Annotated in this window: 18 protein-coding genes; all 18 read left to right on the forward strand. The window is 69.2% G+C overall.

What is annotated here, in order from left to right:
- A complete protein-coding gene (locus ACTVCO_RS05265) occupies window positions 1-516 on the forward strand; it encodes a flagellar basal body-associated FliL family protein (RefSeq protein ID WP_443727362.1) in 516 nt (171 codons plus the stop codon).
- Between the two features lie 88 nt (window positions 517-604).
- A complete protein-coding gene (locus tag ACTVCO_RS05270; protein ID WP_443727363.1) occupies window positions 605-1,522 on the forward strand; it encodes a flagellar motor switch protein FliM in 918 nt (305 codons plus the stop codon).
- A complete protein-coding gene (fliN, locus tag ACTVCO_RS05275; protein WP_443727364.1) occupies window positions 1,519-2,220 on the forward strand; it encodes a flagellar motor switch protein FliN in 702 nt (233 codons plus the stop codon). Before ACTVCO_RS05270 ends, fliN begins: the two co-directional genes overlap by 4 nt.
- Complete coding sequence (locus tag ACTVCO_RS05280; protein WP_443727365.1) at window positions 2,220-2,768, forward strand: flagellar biosynthetic protein FliO; 549 nt, start codon at window positions 2,220-2,222, stop codon at window positions 2,766-2,768. Before fliN ends, ACTVCO_RS05280 begins: the two co-directional genes overlap by 1 nt.
- A gap of 2 nt (window positions 2,769-2,770) precedes the next feature.
- A complete protein-coding gene (gene fliP, locus ACTVCO_RS05285; RefSeq protein ID WP_443727366.1) occupies window positions 2,771-3,694 on the forward strand; it encodes a flagellar type III secretion system pore protein FliP in 924 nt (307 codons plus the stop codon).
- Window positions 3,691-3,963 (forward strand): flagellar biosynthesis protein FliQ, encoded by a 273-nt coding sequence (gene fliQ / locus ACTVCO_RS05290; protein WP_443727367.1) that lies wholly within the window; start codon window positions 3,691-3,693, stop codon window positions 3,961-3,963. Before fliP ends, fliQ begins: the two co-directional genes overlap by 4 nt.
- A 5-nt stretch (window positions 3,964-3,968) precedes the next feature.
- Complete coding sequence (locus ACTVCO_RS05295; protein ID WP_443727368.1) at window positions 3,969-4,733, forward strand: flagellar biosynthetic protein FliR; 765 nt, start codon at window positions 3,969-3,971, stop codon at window positions 4,731-4,733.
- Entirely contained in the window at window positions 4,733-5,977 is a 1,245-nt protein-coding gene (locus ACTVCO_RS05300) for an EscU/YscU/HrcU family type III secretion system export apparatus switch protein (protein WP_443727369.1), read from the forward strand. The genes ACTVCO_RS05295 and ACTVCO_RS05300 overlap by 1 nt, the downstream gene beginning before the upstream one ends.
- Complete coding sequence (gene flhA, locus ACTVCO_RS05305) at window positions 5,977-8,025, forward strand: flagellar biosynthesis protein FlhA (RefSeq protein WP_443727370.1); 2,049 nt, start codon at window positions 5,977-5,979, stop codon at window positions 8,023-8,025. The genes ACTVCO_RS05300 and flhA overlap by 1 nt, the downstream gene beginning before the upstream one ends.
- Window positions 8,003-9,292 (forward strand): hypothetical protein, encoded by a 1,290-nt coding sequence (locus ACTVCO_RS05310; protein ID WP_443727371.1) that lies wholly within the window; start codon window positions 8,003-8,005, stop codon window positions 9,290-9,292. Before flhA ends, ACTVCO_RS05310 begins: the two co-directional genes overlap by 23 nt.
- Before the next feature lie 50 nt (window positions 9,293-9,342).
- Window positions 9,343-9,582, forward strand: a complete 240-nt coding sequence (csrA, locus tag ACTVCO_RS05315; protein WP_443727372.1) for a carbon storage regulator CsrA — start codon at window positions 9,343-9,345, stop codon at window positions 9,580-9,582.
- A 119-nt stretch (window positions 9,583-9,701) separates the two neighbouring features.
- On the forward strand, window positions 9,702-12,086 hold the full coding sequence (locus ACTVCO_RS05320) for a chemotaxis protein CheA (protein ID WP_443727373.1): 2,385 nt from the start codon (window positions 9,702-9,704) through the stop codon (window positions 12,084-12,086).
- On the forward strand, window positions 12,083-12,526 hold the full coding sequence (locus ACTVCO_RS05325) for a chemotaxis protein CheW (protein ID WP_443727374.1): 444 nt from the start codon (window positions 12,083-12,085) through the stop codon (window positions 12,524-12,526). Before ACTVCO_RS05320 ends, ACTVCO_RS05325 begins: the two co-directional genes overlap by 4 nt.
- Window positions 12,523-14,253, forward strand: a complete 1,731-nt coding sequence (locus ACTVCO_RS05330) for a methyl-accepting chemotaxis protein (protein WP_443727375.1) — start codon at window positions 12,523-12,525, stop codon at window positions 14,251-14,253. The genes ACTVCO_RS05325 and ACTVCO_RS05330 overlap by 4 nt, the downstream gene beginning before the upstream one ends.
- A 121-nt stretch (window positions 14,254-14,374) precedes the next feature.
- A complete protein-coding gene (gene cheB / locus ACTVCO_RS05335; protein ID WP_443727376.1) occupies window positions 14,375-15,601 on the forward strand; it encodes a chemotaxis-specific protein-glutamate methyltransferase CheB in 1,227 nt (408 codons plus the stop codon).
- Complete coding sequence (locus ACTVCO_RS05340; RefSeq protein ID WP_443727377.1) at window positions 15,598-16,419, forward strand: CheR family methyltransferase; 822 nt, start codon at window positions 15,598-15,600, stop codon at window positions 16,417-16,419. Before cheB ends, ACTVCO_RS05340 begins: the two co-directional genes overlap by 4 nt.
- Window positions 16,416-16,796, forward strand: a complete 381-nt coding sequence (locus tag ACTVCO_RS05345) for a response regulator (RefSeq protein ID WP_443727378.1) — start codon at window positions 16,416-16,418, stop codon at window positions 16,794-16,796. Before ACTVCO_RS05340 ends, ACTVCO_RS05345 begins: the two co-directional genes overlap by 4 nt.
- Window positions 16,793-17,260 (forward strand): chemotaxis protein CheX, encoded by a 468-nt coding sequence (locus ACTVCO_RS05350; protein WP_443727379.1) that lies wholly within the window; start codon window positions 16,793-16,795, stop codon window positions 17,258-17,260. Before ACTVCO_RS05345 ends, ACTVCO_RS05350 begins: the two co-directional genes overlap by 4 nt.
- The last annotated feature ends 44 nt before the right edge of the window (window positions 17,261-17,304 follow it).

Below are 17,304 nucleotides of genomic sequence, written 5' to 3' on the forward strand. Positions count from 1 at the left end.
ATGGCCGTTGTGGAGCAGCGCGTCGTCGGCGCGCCTCGTCAGAAGATCGGTGCGGGCCGTGGGGCGCAGGCCCCTGAGCCGGAGCCGACCCCGGAAGTGAAGCCGGGTCGTCCCTCATGGGTGAAGTTCGCTCTCATCGCTGTGCTGGCCGCGGTGCTCGCGGCGGGCCTCACGGTGTATCTCGTCGTGCTCAAGCCGGACGCGGACGCCCGCAAGGCGGCCGAGCCGCCCGTGCCGGGCGCGATCGTGCAGCTCGAGCCGATGAACGTCAATCTCGCGGCCGGCAAGTACCTGCGCGTCGGGCTGGGGTTGCAGCTGACGGCTGATGCGGGCGCGGAGTTTGACGTCACGCGGGCCAAGGACGCGGTCATCACGTTGCTCACGGGCCGTGAGGTCACCGACGTCGCGACGCCTGAGGGGCGCGAGGCGGTGCGTGAGGCGCTCGAGGAGCAGCTGGGCGTCGCCTACGAAGGTCATGTGATGAGCGTGTACTTCACCGACTTCGTCACCCAGTAGGGGCGCAGTCCTGGGGCGCTGACCTGCGGCGGCATGACGTTCGCCGATAATGACTCATACCTGGTGAGCGAGGGCCGATCTGGCTCTCGTGACCAACGAAACTCTCCGGGGCACCCAGCCGAAGACTGTCGAGACCTACGACTTCCGGCGACCCATGACGCTTGCGCGCGAGTACTCGCGTGCGATCGAGGTTGCGGCGGAGACGTTTGCGCGCCAGTGGGGCACGTTGCTGACCTCGCGTCTGCGTGTCGTCACGGGCGTCCAGCTCGAGTCCGTGCACATGGTGTCGTACGACGACTATGTGGGCGGGCTGCCTGACCCGACGCTCATGGCGGTCGCGAAGCTTCCGAACTCCCACGCGCCCCTCGTCGTCCAGGTGCCCCTTGAGCTCTCGCTCCTGTGGATCGACCTCATGCTCGCGGGGCCGGGCCTGCGCGGAGCCGTGCCCGAGCGCGAGCACACCGAGATCGAGGGCGAGCTCGTGACGAAGATGCTGCAGGGCGCCATGGGCGACCTGCGGTACGCGTTCTCCTCGGTTGCGCCGCTTGACGGCACGATCTCGCAGCTGCAGTACAGCCCGCAGTTCGCCCAGCTCATTCCTGCGGCCGAGCCCGTCGTGCGCATCGCGTACAGGGTCGCGCTCGACGGCAGCGAGTGGACCGCGACGGTGATGACGCCCGCCGAGCACCTCATCGACGCTCTGCGCGTCACGGAGAACCGTGGCCGTGGCCGCGGTGAGTCCGACGAGGTGCGCGAGGCTCGTCGCCGGGTCAACGCCCAGATCCATGAGGTTCCGCTTGAGGTCGGTGTGCGCCTGCGCGCCCTGCCGATTCGCCCGCGTGAGCTCGTCAACCTTGCGGTTGGCGACCTCGTCATGCTCACCCATCCGTCGTCGCGGCCCCTTGATGTGGTCGTCGACGACAAGGTCCTGGCCCACGCGGTGGTCGGTGCCAACGGCCGGCAGCTGGCCTGCCAGGTCGTCAACTTCGAGGAGGACGAACGATGACTTCGATGACCGACGGCGCCGCTACGGCGCTTCCGGCTGCGCTTGCGCTGGCCGCTGCCCTTCCGACCGATGTTCCGCTCGGCGTGCGCGTGCGCACGTCGGACGACGTGGTTCCCGCGGGTGCGGGGGTTGCGGGCAAGGTGGTGGGCGCGGGCGGCGCGGCTCTCACTCTCGTGGTGGGGACCGCGGTCGACGCGGCCCTCGCGAGCGCGGGCGGGACGTTGGAGGACGTCGTGCGTCCTGCGTTCGAGGCTGCGGCTGCGGCGTTGCGTGACGGCGTGCTCACGGACATGAGCGCGGCCCCGACGACCGAGGCGACGTTTGCGACGGACGGCACGGAGGTGTTCGCGCTCACCGAGGGCGAGACCGTCGTCGGCTGGTTCGGTGTGCGTGAGACGGCGCCCGTGCCCCCGGCGGCCGTGCGGGCTCCCGCGGCGGGCCCGAACGCGGCTGCGTTGCGCATGCTTTACGACGTCGAGATGACGCTCACGGCTGAGATCGGCCGCGCGAAGCTTCCTGTGCGTCAGGTGCTCGACCTGGTTCCGGGCTCGGTCATTGAGTTGGACCGTGTCGCCGGTGCGCCCGCTGACCTCATGGTCAACGGTCACCTGGTGGCGCGCGGTGAGGTCGTCGTCGTCGACGAGGACTACGGTCTGCGCATCACTGAGATCGTCGACCTCGCTCACGCGGGGCTCTGATGGAGCTCGTCGTCCCGTTGCTGCGGACCGTTGTCGCGGTGGCCGCGATCGCCGGGCTGCTGTGGTGGGCGGGTCGGCGGGTTGCGGGCCGTGCCCCGTCGGGTGCCGGTCTTGCGGGCTCGGGTCTCGGCGGCCCGGCCGCGTCTGCCGCGCGTGCTCCGCGTCGCGGGCTGGGTCTGCGCACGAATCGCGCGGGCGCCGGTGCGGGTTCGGGGCTGCGTGAGGTGTGGGGTGCGTTTGCTGCGCGCCTCGGTGAGCGGCGTCCGGCGCCTGAGCGTGCGTTGCGCGTCGTCGAGCGGGCGACGTTGACGCCGCGTGCGAGCCTTGCGCTCGTCGAGGTGGGTGGCCGACGCCTTCTGCTCGGCGTCGCTGAGCAGGGCATCTCTGTTCTTGATACGTCGCAGGCTCCGGTCGCCGCTGCGGACGACGCGGTGGTGTTCTCCGCCGACGAGGCGTCGAGCGCCGATGAGGCGGCGGACTTTGATGAGATCTTGCGGGCGAGCCTTGCCGCGTCCGAGGGCGCGCAGGGTCGCGCTGGGCTCCTGTGAGCGTGCGGGTGGGGCGGAGCCTGCACGGTCTCATGCGGGCTGCGGTCGTGGTCGCGATGGCGTTCGTCGTCGTGGTGGGCGTCGGGCTTGCGCTTCCGTCGCAGGCGCAGGCTGTGCCTGCCGGCACGGCGGTCCAGACGACGACGCAGACGTTGGCCCTCCCGGCTGCGAACCTGCCCGCTGCACCGCTGCCCGCTGCACCGCTGCCTGCGGCGCCCCTGCCTGCTGCGCCGCTGCCTGCGGCTCCGGGCGACGACGACGGCGGAGCCGTCTCGATCTACATCGACGGTGAGAAGTCAGCCCCGTCGACCTCGCTTCTCGTCCTGCTCGGCACGACCGTGCTCTCGATCGCCCCCGCGCTCTTGCTCATGATGACGAGCTTCACGAAGATCTTCGTCGTGCTCGGCCTCACGCGGAACGCCCTGGGCCTCACGACGGTCCCGCCCAACCAGGTGCTCGCGGGCCTCGCGCTGTTCCTCTCGCTGTTCATCATGCAGCCCGTGCTCAGCGAGGTGAACGAGGCGGCGCTTCAGCCCTACCTCGACGGCTCGATCGACCTGGGCGCCGCGGTCGAGGCGGCGACAGGCCCCCTGCGTGAGTTCATGCTCGGTCTCACGCGTGAGGAGGATGTCGCGCTCATGACGCGCGCGGGCAACCTCGAGAACCCGGCGAGCCCGCAGGACGTCCCGATGCTCACGCTCATCCCGGCGTTCATGCTCTCGGAGCTGCGCGCGGCATTCATCATCGGCGTCGTCATCTTCGTGCCGTTCCTCGTCGTCGACCTCGTCGTGTCGTCGGCCCTCATGAGCATGGGCATGATGATGCTCCCACCCGTGATGATCTCGCTTCCGTTCAAGCTGTTGCTCTTCGTGCTCGTCGACGGCTGGTCGCTCATCATCACCGCTCTCGTCGGGACGTACACATGAGCCCCAACGCTGTTCTCGACATCGCGCTGAGCGCCATGACGGTCGCCGCCAAGCTTGCTGCGCCGATCCTCGTGACGGCGCTCGTTGTGGGCTTCGCCGTCTCGCTCCTGCAGTCGATCACCCAGGTGCAAGAGGTGACGCTGTCGTTCGTGCCCAAGGCGATCGCGGTCGCGGTGGCGCTGCTCGTCACGGGGCACTGGATGATCGCTGAGCTCGTCTCGTTCACCCACGAGCTCTTTGAGCGTATTCCCGGCCTCCTCGGAGGCTGAGCGACGTGGAGCTGTCCTTCGCGCTCGCCACGGTTGAGACCGTCGCGCTCGCCTCGGTGCGGATCGTCGCGTTCCTCGTCATCGCGCCTCCGTTCTCTCACCGCGCGGTCCCTGCGCGGGTGCGGGCCATGCTCTCGGTCGGGCTCGCGCTCGCGGTCTTGCCGCGGCTCGAGGAGCCCGCGTCGACGGCGATGAGCGCGTTCGTGGGGGCACTGCTCATCCAGGTGGTGGTCGGCGCGGCGCTCGGCTTCGTCACGTACGCGCTCATCGCTGCGGTCTCGGCGGCGGGCTCGTTCATCGACTTCTTCGGGGGCTTTCAGATCGCGCAGGCGTACGACCCTCAGTCGATGGTGATGGGCGCGCAGTTCACGCGTCTGTTTCAGATGATCGCGATCGTCCTCATGTTCGTCACGGGTGCCTACCAGGTGACGCTCTCGGGCCTGGCCGCGAGCTTTGACCTCGTGCCGCTTCACGCAAGCCTCGACATGGGGCCTGCGGCGGGCGAGATCGCGCAGGTTGCGGGGCGCATGTTCCTCGTGGCGCTCCAGGTCGCGGGTCCGCTCGTCGTCGTGCTCTTCCTCGCTGACGCGGCCCTCGGTCTCATCACGCGAGTGGCCCCCGCGCTCAACGCGTTCGTCCTGGGCTTCCCGCTGAAGATCTTGCTCACGCTCCTGCTCGTTCCCTTCGTCATGCTTGCGCTCCCGCACCTGGTCGAGCGTCTTGCTGATGACTCGCTGCGGTCGTTCGGCCGGATCCTCGGGGTGGGGTAGTGGCTGACGCGTCGGGCGGTGGTGAGAAGTCCGAGAAGGCCACACCGCAACGGATGAAGAAGCTGCGCAAGGACGGCTCCCTGCAGCGCAGCCAGGACCTGTCGGCGTGGCTCGGCGTGGGCGCGGCAGCGCTCATGCTGCCGCGCGTCATCGACTCCGCGCGGGCGGCGGGCGAGGCGCAGCTGACGGCCGTGACCGACATCGCGGCGGACCCGAGCCCCGAGCGTGCGCTGGCTGCGCTCACCGACGCCCTCGGCTCGGTTCTCGGGACTCTGACGCCCGTGCTCGTCGTCGTCGTGCTCGCCGCGATCATCGCCAACGTCGCCCAGGGCGGCCTGCACATCTCGACGAAGAAGCTCAAGCCGTCGTTCCAGCAGCTCAACATTGCCAAGGGCCTCAAGCGCGTGTTCTCGGTGCAGTCGCTGTGGCAGGGTGCGAAGGCGCTGCTCAAGACGGTTGTCGTGGGTCTTGTGCTGTGGCAGGGCGTGTCCTCGATCGTCCCGCAGCTCACCGTCGCGGGCGGGCACTCGCTCGCCTCGCTGCTCGGGATCGGCGGGGGCGCGGTGCGGGCGCTCGTCGTCGGCGCGGTGGCTGCGGGCCTCGGCCTGGCGTTCGTCGACCTCGCGGTGATCGTGCGCAAGAACCGCAAGCAGTCACGCATGTCGAAGCAAGAGATCAAGGAAGAGCACAAGCAGTCCGAGGGTGACCCGCAGCTCAAGGGGCAGATCCGTTCGCGTCAGCTGGCGATGAGCCGCAACCGCATGATCTCTGATGTTTCTGATGCTGACGTCGTCATCGTCAACCCGACCCACATCGCTGTGGCGCTGCGCTACGAGCCCGGCACGGGCGCGCCGCGGCTCGTCGCCGCGGGCCAGGGCGCGCTTGCCGCGCGCATCCGTGAGGCGGGCGAGGAGCACCACGTGCCGCTCGTGCACGACATCCCGCTCGCCCGCGTCATCCACGGCTCGTGCCGGGTGGGCGAGGAGATTCCCGCCGAGCTCTTCACGGCTGTCGCGCAGGTGCTCGCGTTCGTCATGGCGCTCAAGGCACGCGGTGCGGGCCAAGGGCACCACACGATGCCCAAGGGGACCGAGGTTCCCGTTATGTCGCGTGCTGATCGCTTGCGTTCACGCCGGGAAGGTCAGCGGCGTGCCCGTGAGGCGCGAACTCCTCACCCTTCGACGGCGACGGCCGATAGGTCTGTCGTCAACCGTGCCGCCGCCCCGCTCCAGGAGTCTGACTGATGAAGAAGATTGGGCCCCTCGCCGTTCCGGTGGGGATCGTCGGCATCGTTCTCATGCTCGTGGTGCCGCTGCCGGCGCCGCTCATCGACGTGCTCATCGTCGTGAACATCGCTGGCTCCCTCATGATCTTGCTCATCAGCATGTACGTGAAGAAGCCGCTCGACTTCTCGATCTTCCCGTCGATCATTCTTGTCGCGACGCTCTTCAGGCTCGGCCTCAACGTCGCCTCGACGCGCCTCGTGCTGCGCGACGGCTACGCGGGCGAGGTCATCAGCGCCTTCGGTCACTTCGTCATCGGCGGATCGCTCGTCATCGGCATGGTGATCTTCCTCATCCTCGTCGTCATCCAGTTCGTCGTCATCACCAACGGTGCGGGGCGTGTGGCTGAGGTCGGGGCGCGGTTCACGCTCGACGCGATGCCGGGCAAGCAGATGGCGATCGACGCCGACCTCAACGCGGGGCTCATCACCGAGGACGAGGCGCGCAGGCGCCGCGCCGAGGTGTCGGCCGAGGCCGACTTCCACGGTGCGATGGACGGTGGCTCGAAGTTCGTCAAGGGTGACGCGATCGCGGGCATCATCATCACGGTCATCAACCTCGTCGGTGGCTTCGCGATCGGCATGGCCCAGCGCGGCATGAGCGCGGGCGAGGCCCTCGAGACGTACTCGCTCCTCACGATCGGTGACGGTCTCGTCACGCAGATCCCGGCGCTCTTGCTGTCGGTGTCGACGGGCCTCATCGTCACGCGCTCCGCGAGCGACACGGACCTCGGTACCGCGACGGGCGTGCAGCTGTCGCAGTCGAGCACCGCGATGCTCATCGCGGGGTGCGCGTCGATCGGTCTGGCGCTCCTGCCGGGCATGCCGAAGCTGCCCTTCCTTGCTGTCGGCATCGTCCTTGTCGTCGCGAGCCGCCGCGTGCGCAACCGTGACGCAGCGCGTGAGGTGGCCGAGGCTGAGGCCGAGGCGTCGCCCGCGGAGCCGCAGCGCGACGCAACCGAGCAGATCCTTGAGGAGATGCGCGTCCACGCGCTCGAGGTGCGCCTCGCGCCCGACCTCGTCGACCTGGTGCGTCCGGGAGCGAGCGACGACCTGCTCGGCCGGATCCGTTCGCTGCGCCGCACGATCGCATTCGACCTCGGCATCGTCGTCCCGCCTGTGCGGACGCGTGACTCCGTCGAGCTTTCGCCCGCGACCTACTCGGTCCTCGTGGCGGGCGTCGAGGTCGGCACGGGCATCTTGCCGCCCGGGCGCGTCCTGGCGCTCGGCGATGACCTGGGTTCGCTCCCGGGTGAGTCCGTGCGTGAGCCCGTCTTTGGTCTCGATGGCCGCTGGGTCCCGACGGAGTCGCGCTTCGCTGCCGAGATGACGGGTGCGACGGTCGTCGACCGTGTCTCGGTCCTGGCCACGCACCTGTCCGACATCGTCGTGCAGCACGCCGACCGACTCCTCACGCGTGAGGACGTGCGCGTCCTCACGGAGAGCCTCAAGCAGGTGAGCCCCGCTGTCGTCGACGAGCTTGTTCCCGCGCTCCTCCCGCTCGGTGAGGTGCAGCGCGTGCTTGCCGGCCTGCTGTCCGAGGGTGTCTCGGTGCGTGACCTCGGCCGCATCTATGAGGCGCTCACGACGCGCGCGCGGGTCTCGACGGATCCTGAGGGTCTTGTTGAGGCGGCGCGGCGTGCGCTTGCGCCCGCGATCACGGCGCAGCACACGGTTCAGGGCGTGGTTCCGGTCATGACGATCGAGCCGATGCTTGAGCACGCGCTCCTTGAGTCGCTGCGCTCGGGAGACTCGGGGACGCAGCTGGCGTTCGACGCCAACCGTCTGGCGGCGCTGTGCGACCGCGTGCGTGAGTTGCGCGAGACCGGTGCTGCGCAGGGTCGTGAGCCGATTCTCGTGTGCGCCCCTGCGTTGCGGCCGGCGCTTGCGCGTCTGGTGCGCTCGCAGCTGGGCGACGTGCCTGTCATGTCGTATGCCGAGGTCACGGGCACGGTCCAGCGTGTCGAGCCCGTCGGGGTGGTGAGCGATGTCCCGGCGATTGCTGCTTGACGGTCCTGACCTCGACGCGCTCGTGGCGCGCGTGCGTCGTGAGCATGGGCCGTACGCGAAGGTCGTGCAGGCCGAGCGCGTGCGTTCGGGTGGCGTGGGTGGCTTCTTCGCTCGGGAGTACTACGAGGTGCTCGTCGACGTGCCGGAGCCACACGAGCTTGCTGAGGCAGGTCTCGCCCCGGCTGCCGGCGCGCCGAGCATGCAGGGCGCGCCCGGTGCGTTCCGTGCGGCGACCCCGCTCGCTGCAGTTCCCCGCGGGGACAGCGCGCGGTCGTCGGCGGCGCCCTCCTCGCTCGAAGATCTTCTTGATGCGGCGGACGCCGCTGAGGCACAGGCGGCTGGCGGCGCCGCGCCCCCCGCGGTCGGCCTCTCGACCGACGGCTCGGACTTTGCTGAGGTGCTCGACCGGGTGCGCGCGCTCGTCGCGGCCCAGAACCCCGCGCCTGCAGCGCAGGCTCCACGGCCGCGTGCGTTGCGTGCCGTGCCCGACGACGACGCGCCGGCGACCGTGACGCCGGCGGCGGCGCGCGTCGTCCACCGTCCCGTCGTCTCTCCGCGTGCGGGGGTCACGGTTCCTGAGCTCATCGAGGTCGGGGTTCCCTCTGACCTCATCGCGTCCGTGCTGGGTCCGGTTCCGCCGGCGCCCGGCCTGCGCATCGCGCTGTCGTCGTTGCTCTCGCACGTCGAGCGGGCTCCCGAGATCGTGCGGCCCTCGGGCGGCATCCTCGCCGTGGTCGGCGAGCCGGGAGCTGTGCTCACGGTTGCGGGTCAGCTGGCGCGCCGGGCGGGCATCGCCCCGTCGCGCATCGTGCTCGCGGGCGACCACGGTCATTCTCGGTTCGCCGGGCAGGACGCGGAGGACCGGGAGCGGGACGATCGCATCGTGCTCGAGGACGCGGACGATGCGGCCGAGCTGGCGTCGCGACTCTCGGGGAGCACGACGGCGGTCGTCGTCGCGGTCGCCATTCCTTCGCACCGTGCGGGGCGTGAGCGCGTGGGCGCTGTCCTCGACGCGCTGCGCCCGGCTCAGCTGTGGGCCGCGGTCGACGTGGGCCGGTCTGCGGTCGAGACGCGCCGGTGGCTTGCGTTCGTGGGTGAACGGCGCCCGCTTGACGCGCTCGCGGCCGTGGGGGTCGAGGGGTCCTCGGCGCCTGCGCAGGTGCTGGCGTTCGGGACTCCCGTCGGGCTTCTCGACGGTTTGGTGGCGTCGGCTCCCGTGTGGGCGGCGACGTTGGCGGAGCGCCTCGACGACGCTGTGTGGGACTAGCTGGTGGAGAGACTGCGGGTTCGGGAGCGTTCCTGGGTTAGCCTCGTGCCATGCTGGTGCTGAGTCGCAAGGTCGGTGAGAGCGTGCTCATCGGGGACGACATCGTCGTGACGGTCGTCGAGGCACGCGGAGATGCGGTGCGCATCGGCATCGACGCCCCCCGATCGATGCGCGTGCATCGATCTGAGGTGGTTGCGGCGGTCTCTGAGGCCAACGCGGCGGCGGGTGCAGCCGAGGCCACCGAGGACGACGTGCGTGACCTGCTCGGTCGTCTGCGCCGCCCTGAGTAGGGCCGCGGTCGCGCCGGGAGGCAGGGCCCGGCTCAACGCCTCATAGCGAGGCGTCGGCGTCCGATGGTGGGGGGTGACGGCCGTTCCGGCCGTGCGCGTAGCCCCGCCGAAGGAGTGCCATGGAAGGCATCGACGAGATCGTTCGCGAGTTCCTCATTGAGAGCACCGAGAACCTCGACCAGCTCGACCAGGACCTCATTGCATTGGAGTCCGACCCGGGTTCGCGTGAGCTCCTGGGATCGATCTTCCGCACGATCCACACGATCAAGGGTACGAGCGGCTTCTTGTCGTTCCATGCGCTTGAGTCAGTGACGCACGTGGGGGAGTCCCTCCTCGTCGAGCTGCGTGGTGGCGAGCGGCAGATGGACCAGCCGACGACCGACGTCCTTCTCGAGATGGTCGACACGGTGCGCGCGATTCTCGCGCGGATCGATGAGTCGGGTGGCGAGGACGGTGTCGAGACGGCGGCGGTCGTCGCGCGCATTCAGCGGATGCTCGACGGCGTTGCGGAGCCCGGCCAGGACGAGGTTGCCTCTGAGATCGTCGCTGCTGAGCCCGAGGCCGTCGAAGCCGTCGCGGTGCCCGCTGCAGCGGTTCCGGTCGCGGTCGCCGCGGGCGCGGCAGACGCCGTGCCGTCCGCACAAGCGGCCCCAGCCCCAGCCCCAGCCCCGGCTCCAGCGGCCGCCGGCCCCGTCCAGGGAGCCTCGCGCGTCACGGCCCGCCAGCGCGGTCCGCGCGCGGACGCCCACTCGGGTGCGGCGGCCGACCGCGGCGCTGTGACCCCGGGTGAGCAGCAGCGCGCTGCGGGCCCCCGTTCAGCGACGGCAGAGACGTCGATCCGTGTTGATGTCGAGCTGCTCGACGAGCTCATGCGCCAGGTGGGCGAGCTCGTGCTCGTCCGCAACCAGATCACGCAGAACACGGGCCAGGACACTGACCCGGAGCTGCTGCGCTCGGCTCAGCGTCTCTCGACGATCGCGACCGAGCTGCAAGAGGGCGTCATGAAGACGCGTATGCAGCCCATCGAGCACGTGTGGTCGAAGATGCCGCGCGTCGTGCGCGATCTCGCCAACGGCGCGCACAAGGAAGTCGAGCTCGAGATGGTCGGTGGCGACACCGAGCTCGATCGTTCGCTCCTCGAGGCGGTCAAGGATCCGCTCACGCACCTCGTGCGCAACGCGGTCGACCACGGCATCGAGACCCCTGAGCAGCGTGAGGCGGCGGGCAAGGCCCGTCAGGGTCGCCTCGTGCTGCGCGCCTACCACGCAGGTGGTCAGGTCGTGGTCGAGGTCCGTGACGATGGCCGCGGGATCGACCAGGAGAAGGTGGCCGCGAAGGCGCTCGAGCGCGGGCTGCGCACGGTTGAGCAGCTGGACGCGATGAGCGTGACCGAGCTGCAGTCGCTCGTGTTCTTGCCCGGCTTCTCGACTGCGGAGACCGTGACGAACGTGTCGGGCCGCGGTGTCGGCATGGACGTCGTGCGCGCGAACCTTGAGGAGGTCGGCGGGCAGGTCGACGTCGAGTCCGAGGTGGGCGTGGGCACCGTGTGGCGCCTGCAGATTCCGCTGACGCTCGCGATCATGCCGGCGCTCACGGTGGTCTCCGGTGCGGAGATCTATGCGATTCCGCAGGTCAGCCTGCTTGAGCTGGTGGCGCTCGACACCGCGCGCACGTCCGAGGCGATCGAGCACGTGGGGGCGTCTGAGGTGTACCGCCTGCGGGGCGAGCTGCTTCCGCTCGTGCGTCTCACGGATGTCCTGCAGATGCCGAGCGAGCCTGGGTCGTCGATGGTCATCGCGGTCCTGCGCGCTGACAACCAGCGTTTCGGCCTGGTCGTCGACCGGGTGCTCAACACGGAGGAGATCGTCGTCAAGCCGCTTGCGTCGCAGCTGCGTGCTGCGGCGACGTATGCGGGGGCGACTCTCATGGGGAATGGGCGCGTCGCGCTCATCCTCGACGTGCAGGCGATCGCGCGCCGTGCGCTTGTCGCTGACCTCGTCGAGCAGGTCGGGGTGACGTCGTCCGCGGTTGCGGTGACGGAGTCGTCGCGTGACCTGTTGGTCGTGGCGCTCGATGAGACGCGTCAGGCTGCGATTCCGCTCGATGCGGTGACACGGCTCGAGCAGATCGACCCGGCGCGTATCGAGCTGGCGGGGCACCGTGAGGTGCTGCGCTACCGCGGGTCGATCCTGCCGATCCTGCGGCTGTCGTCCGTGCTGGGCGGTGCGCCTTCGGGTGAGGGTCCGCTCGACGTTGTCGTCTTCAACCGCGGGTCGCGTTCGGTGGCGATGGTGGTCGGTTCGATCCGCGAGATCGTCGCGGACACGTCGACGGAGCGTCGCGTCGCGGACACGCATGGCGTGGCCGAGCTGGCGACGATCGGTGGACGTGTGACGGAGGTCGTCGACCTGGGCGTCGTGCTCACGAGCGCGGATCCCGACTATTTCTCTGACCCTCTCGACGGTGACGTCGACTCCGACGCGCTGATGGCGGTGGCTTCGTGACGAACCAGCTGGTGACTTTCAAGATCGATGACGCGATGTATGGCGTGCCGGTCGGGCTCGTCCAGGAGACGCTCGGGCATCAGCCGCGCACCTTGGTGCCGCTCGCTCAGCGTGGCGTGGCGGGGCTCGTCAACCTGCGCGGTCAGGTGGTGCTCACGGTTGACCTGCGTCCGCTGCTGGGCCTTGCGCCGTTGGCGCCGGGGGCTGAGGCGATGATGGTGGTCGTCAAGGTCGATGGTGAGGCGGTGAGCCTGCTCGTCGACACGGTGGGCGAGGTTCTCGACGTTGACGAGGCGACCTTCGAGCCGGTTCCCGAGACGGTGGGTTCTGCGATGCGTTCGCTCGTCGTGGGTGTGCACAAGCTCGAGGGTCGATTGCTGTTGTTGCTTGACGTGGTGGCTGCGGTCGCATTGCAGGCGGGCGAGGAGCGGGCGTCGTGACACCCCTGCCGCGCTCGACGCGGGCACGTCCGTCGTGGCTGCGGCCGCTTGCGGCCCTTCCGTCGCGTGCCGTCGAGCTGGGGAGGAAGGTGCGTCCGGCGCGTCTGGGGCGCGCTCGGGCGCCGCGCGCGGGCAAGCGCCCGCGCGGCAACCCGTTCGAGTCTCTTCTGCGAGGTTCGTTGCGCGCTCAGATGGCTGTTCTCGTCCTGGTGGCGGGCGTGTGCCTTGCGGTCCTGGGGGTGACGAGCATCGTGCAGGTCATCGGCCTGTCGGGTGCGACGAAGGAGGTCGCGCGCACGAGCTCGGAGATCGCTCTTCCGGCGGCGCGTCTGCGTGCGCAGGTTGAGCGTTCGAGTGCGCTCATCGGTCAGGCTGCGGCAACCGATGACGTCCTCGTCCGTTACACGCTCGTGGACCAGCTGGGCGACAACGACGACGACGTTGCCGCGACGGTTGCTGAGCTGAAGGCGCATCTTGAGCCGGCGGTCATCGACCCGGTCATCGCGATCGTCGAGGAGGCGAAGGCGACCCGGGTCGTGCTCATGGCGCTCTTCTCGAAGGGCGACGAGACGTTCCCGACGCGCTACCAGAAGGAGTATGCGCCGCTCGTCGAGGGGATCGGCCAGGAGCTCGAGAACCTTGACGCGACGATGGACGAGCGCCTTGCGGCGTCGGTTGCGTCGTCGAGCGCGAGCGCGCGTCGCGCGATCATCATCGTCATCATCGCGTACCTCATCGGCTCGGCGGGCACGTCGCTCGTCGCCATGGGCGTGGCGCGCCGGATCCGGCGGAACGTCGCGGATCTTCAGGGGTCGATCGAGGCGATGGCCGACGGCGACCTCACGCGGGCCGCGACGGTGACGACTCGCGACGAGATCGGGCGCGCGGCTGAGTCGCTCAATGCGGCGCGGGCGTCGCTCGGCAAGCTTTTGGCGGGCGTGCGTGAGACGACCGACCTTGTCATCGACGGCGCTGGCCGCGTCGAGTCGGGCACGGTGCGTGCCGATGCGGCTGCGTCGAGCGCGTCGAGCCAGGCCGGAACCGTTGAGGGTGAGGCGGGCGAGGTCACGGTCTCGGTGGCCACGGCTGTCGAGGGTACTGACCAGCTGGGTGTGTCGATCCGCGAGATCTCGCGCAGTGCTGCGGAGGCCGCGCAGATGGCCTCGGAGGCCGGCGGGGTCACGGGCGCCACGGTCGCGACGGTTCTTGAGCTTGAGCGTGCGAGCGAGGAGATCGGTGCGGTGGTGGGCGCGATCACGCGCATCGCCAAGCAGACGAACCTGCTGGCGCTCAATGCGTCGATCGAGGCGGCACGCGCGGGTGTGGCGGGCCGGGGCTTCGCGGTCGTGGCCGATGAGGTCAAGGACCTCTCGCTCACGACTGCGCGCCAGGCGCAAGACATCGGCGAGCGTGTCGGCGCGATTCAGGCCGGCACGACTGAGACGGTGCGGCGCATCGAGGAGGTGCGCGACATGGTCGCGCGCATCAGCGACATGCAGATGACCATCGCGTCGGCGGTCGAGGAGCAGACGGCGACGAGCTCTGAGCTGGGCGGGTCGATGGACCGGGCCTCGGCCAGTGCGGACCGGATCGCTGAGGCGATCGCGTCGGTTGCTGAGGCTGCGCGGACGTCGAGCGAGGTTGCGCAGTCGTTGCGACCCGAGGCCGAGCAGCTTGCGGGCGCGGCCCGCGGCCTGCGTGAGCGCGTCGACGCGTTCGTGTTCTGACACCTGGTCGCAGACCGCTCACGACGGGCGGTCTGCGGCCGATGAGGACGGCATGGTCGTCCTCGCCCACGGGTACGCCGACCGGCGTTCCTGGTGTAGCGAGTATTGAGGGAGGTGGCGTATGTCGATTCGTGTGCTCGTCGTTGATGACTCGGTCGTCATTCGTCGGCTCCTCGTGCAGGCGCTCGAGTCTGCCGTCGATGTTGAGGTGATTGGCACGGCGCCGGATGGTGCTCGTGCGCTCGTCAAGGCCGAGCAGCTGCGGCCCGATGCCATCACGATGGACATCGAGATGCCGCAGATGGACGGTGTCACGGCGGTGCGGGAGCTGCGTCGTCGCGGCGTGCACGTGCCGATCATCATGTTCTCTACCCTCACCGCACGCGGTGCGTCGGCGACGCTTGACGCGCTTGCGGCGGGGGCGAGCGACTACGTGACGAAGCCGTCGAACGTCGGATCGCTCGCTGAGGCGTTGGCGCGTGTTGCCGATGAGCTCGTGCCGAAGCTGCGTGCCCTCGTCGGCCGCGGTTCGCGCATGAGCGCACGCCCGTCGGCTGTCGGTCGCGGTGCGATTGCGCCGGCTCCCGGGAGCCGGGCGGGCCAGGTCGCGCCCCGTGCGGGCACGAGCCCGAACGCACGGCCGGCGACGACTGTTCCGACGTTTGCCGGGCTCGGCATCGGTGCCACACCGGGGTCGAGCGCGGGTCGCCGTGCTGCGGAGGTCTTGCCGCCCGCGCCGGCGCATCCCGTGCGCGCGGTCCTCGTGGGGTCGTCCACGGGTGGCCCCGAGGCATTGTCGCGGCTGTTGGGAGGTCTCCGACGGCCGCTCAAGGTTCCGATGCTTGTCACTCAGCACATGCCGCCGCTGTTCACGTCGCAGCTGGCGCTGAGGCTTGACCGGCTCGGGCCGTCGACGGTCGTCGAGGCGTCCGACGGTGATGTTCTTCGGCCTGGCCACGTGTACATCGCGCCAGGCGACCTGCATCTCGAGCTGAGCGGGTCGGCGACGGGGGCGCGGGTCGTGCTGTCGAGCAGCGAGCCGGTCAACTACTGCCGTCCGAGCGTCGACGTGATGATGCGCTCTGCGCTTGCGGTTCTGGGCCCTCAGCTCATGGGCGTCATGCTCACGGGCATGGGCCAGGACGGTGCTGCGGGGGCTGCTGAGCTGGTGGCCGCGGGCGGGACGATGATCTCGCAGGACGAGGCGACGTCGGTCGTGTGGGGCATGCCGGGTGCGGTGGCGGCGGCGGGTTCGACTCACAGAATCTTGCCGCTCGATGCCATTGCCGACGCCGTCATGGCGCGGTGTGAGGATTCCGGAGCTTTTGCGATAGGGGGTGTGTCATGACGTTGACGGACGAGTCGTTCTCGTACGTCGCCGACCTTGTGCGGCGGCGGTCAGCCATTAGTTTGGGCCCGGGCAAGGAGTATCTTGTCGAGTCGCGCCTGGCGCCGCTTGCGCGGGGCGCGGGCGAGAGTGTTGAGATGTTTGTGCAGCGGCTGCGTCGTGGCACGGATGGCGGTCTCCATGAGGCTGTTGTCGAGGCGATGACGACGAATGAGACGTCGTGGTTCCGCGATCATCTGCCGTTTGATGCGATGCGGTCATTGATCGTGCCGCAGACGCTTGAGGGCAAGGTGGTGCCGCGCCTCGACGTGTGGTCGGCTGCGTGCTCGACGGGTCAGGAGCCGTACTCGATCGCGATGCTGCTCGATGAGCTGCTTCCGCCGCACGCGCTCGTGCAGATCGTGGCGACGGACCTGTCGAACGAGGTGCTCGAGAAGGCACGGGCGGGCTCGTACTCGCAGCTTGAGGTCAACCGGGGTCTCCCGGCGCCGTATCTCGTCAAGTACTTCAACCGCGAGGGTGCCTCGTGGACGGTCGATGAGCGGCTGCGTGCGCGCGTGCGCTTCATGCGCCACAACTTGTTGGATGCGCCGCCTGCGGGTGGGCCTTTTGACGTCGTGTTCTTGCGCAACGTCCTCATCTATTTCGATCTTCCGGTCAAGCAGCAGATCTTGCGTCGTATGGCGCAGGTGCTGCGGCCCGGGGGGTATCTCGTTCTCGGCGCCGCCGAGACGACTGTGGGGGTCGATGACGCGTGGGAGCGCGTGCCCGTCGGCCGTACGTCCGTGTACCGCTTGGGTTCAGGGAGGACTTCATGAAGGCGTTGGTGATTGATGATTCCCGCACGATGCGGCGGATCATCGCGGGGGTCGTGCGCGATCTGGGGTTTGAGGTCGTCGAGGCCGCCGACGGCGCCGAGGCGCTCGAACGCATGGAGGACTCTGGCCCCGTGACGTTGTGCTGCATCGACTGGAACATGCCTGTGATGAATGGGCTGGAGTTCGTCCAGGCGGTGCGGTTGCGGCGTGAGTGGCGTGAGACGACGCTCATGATGGTGACGACCGAGTCGGAGCACGGGCAGATTGTGCGGGCGCTTGCCGCGGGGGCTCACGAGTACCTCATCAAGCCGTTCAGCCCGGATGCGATCCGGGACAAGCTGGAGTGGCTCGGGCTGCTCCCTCAGGAGGTGTCATGACGGTCATCGATGCTGCTGCGGCGACCCCGGCTACGGTGGTGGCCATCGCGCAGGATGTGTTTGCGGCGCTGGTCGACGACGGCGAGGTGCTGGTCTCTGAGGGCGATGCGCCTGCGTCGTGGTCGGATCCGGTCTCGGCGTGGGTCGACATGCGGACGGCTGGGGTTCCCGGCGGTGTGCGGACGCGTGTTGTCGCTGAGCGTGGGGACGTTGAGGTTCTCGTCTGTGCGCTCCTGCGGGAGCCTGCTGGAACTCAGGTCTCGCACGAGGACGTGGTTGATGCGTTTGGTGAGATCGCTAACGTGGTGGGTGGGAACGTCAAGGCGCTGCTGCCGCAGCTGGCGACGCTCACGCTGCCTGAGGTGGCGTCGGGTGTGGGCGGTGACGAGGGCATGCTGATCGTGTCGGTTCCGCTCGTGTGGCGCGGCCGCGTCGTGGTCGTCACGCTTGCTCATATTGCGTGAGCGGCGGGACGAGTCGAAGCAAGAACGAAGGAAAGTGGGGCTTT

This window comes from Sanguibacter sp. A247 (assembly GCF_052324925.1).
In the GTDB taxonomy this organism is placed as follows: Bacteria; Actinomycetota; Actinomycetes; order Actinomycetales; family Cellulomonadaceae; genus Flavimobilis.

Bases quoted from the DNA above. Each gene is read 5' to 3' on its own strand.
- ACTVCO_RS05265 (WP_443727362.1), top strand. From the start codon at position 1: ATGGCCGTTGTGGAGCAGCGCGTCGTCGGCGCGCCTCGTCAGAAGATC.
- fliN (WP_443727364.1), top strand. From the start codon at position 1,519: ATGACTTCGATGACCGACGGCGCCGCTACGGCGCTTCCGGCTGCGCTT.
- ACTVCO_RS05280 (WP_443727365.1), top strand. From the start codon at position 2,220: ATGGAGCTCGTCGTCCCGTTGCTGCGGACCGTTGTCGCGGTGGCCGCG.
- fliQ (WP_443727367.1), top strand. From the start codon at position 3,691: ATGAGCCCCAACGCTGTTCTCGACATCGCGCTGAGCGCCATGACGGTC.
- flhA (WP_443727370.1), top strand. From the start codon at position 5,977: ATGAAGAAGATTGGGCCCCTCGCCGTTCCGGTGGGGATCGTCGGCATC.
- ACTVCO_RS05310 (WP_443727371.1), top strand. From the start codon at position 8,003: ATGTCCCGGCGATTGCTGCTTGACGGTCCTGACCTCGACGCGCTCGTG.
- csrA (WP_443727372.1), top strand. From the start codon at position 9,343: ATGCTGGTGCTGAGTCGCAAGGTCGGTGAGAGCGTGCTCATCGGGGAC.
- ACTVCO_RS05320 (WP_443727373.1), top strand. From the start codon at position 9,702: ATGGAAGGCATCGACGAGATCGTTCGCGAGTTCCTCATTGAGAGCACC.
- cheB (WP_443727376.1), top strand. From the start codon at position 14,375: ATGTCGATTCGTGTGCTCGTCGTTGATGACTCGGTCGTCATTCGTCGG.
- ACTVCO_RS05340 (WP_443727377.1), top strand. From the start codon at position 15,598: ATGACGTTGACGGACGAGTCGTTCTCGTACGTCGCCGACCTTGTGCGG.
- ACTVCO_RS05345 (WP_443727378.1), top strand. From the start codon at position 16,416: ATGAAGGCGTTGGTGATTGATGATTCCCGCACGATGCGGCGGATCATC.
- ACTVCO_RS05350 (WP_443727379.1), top strand. From the start codon at position 16,793: ATGACGGTCATCGATGCTGCTGCGGCGACCCCGGCTACGGTGGTGGCC.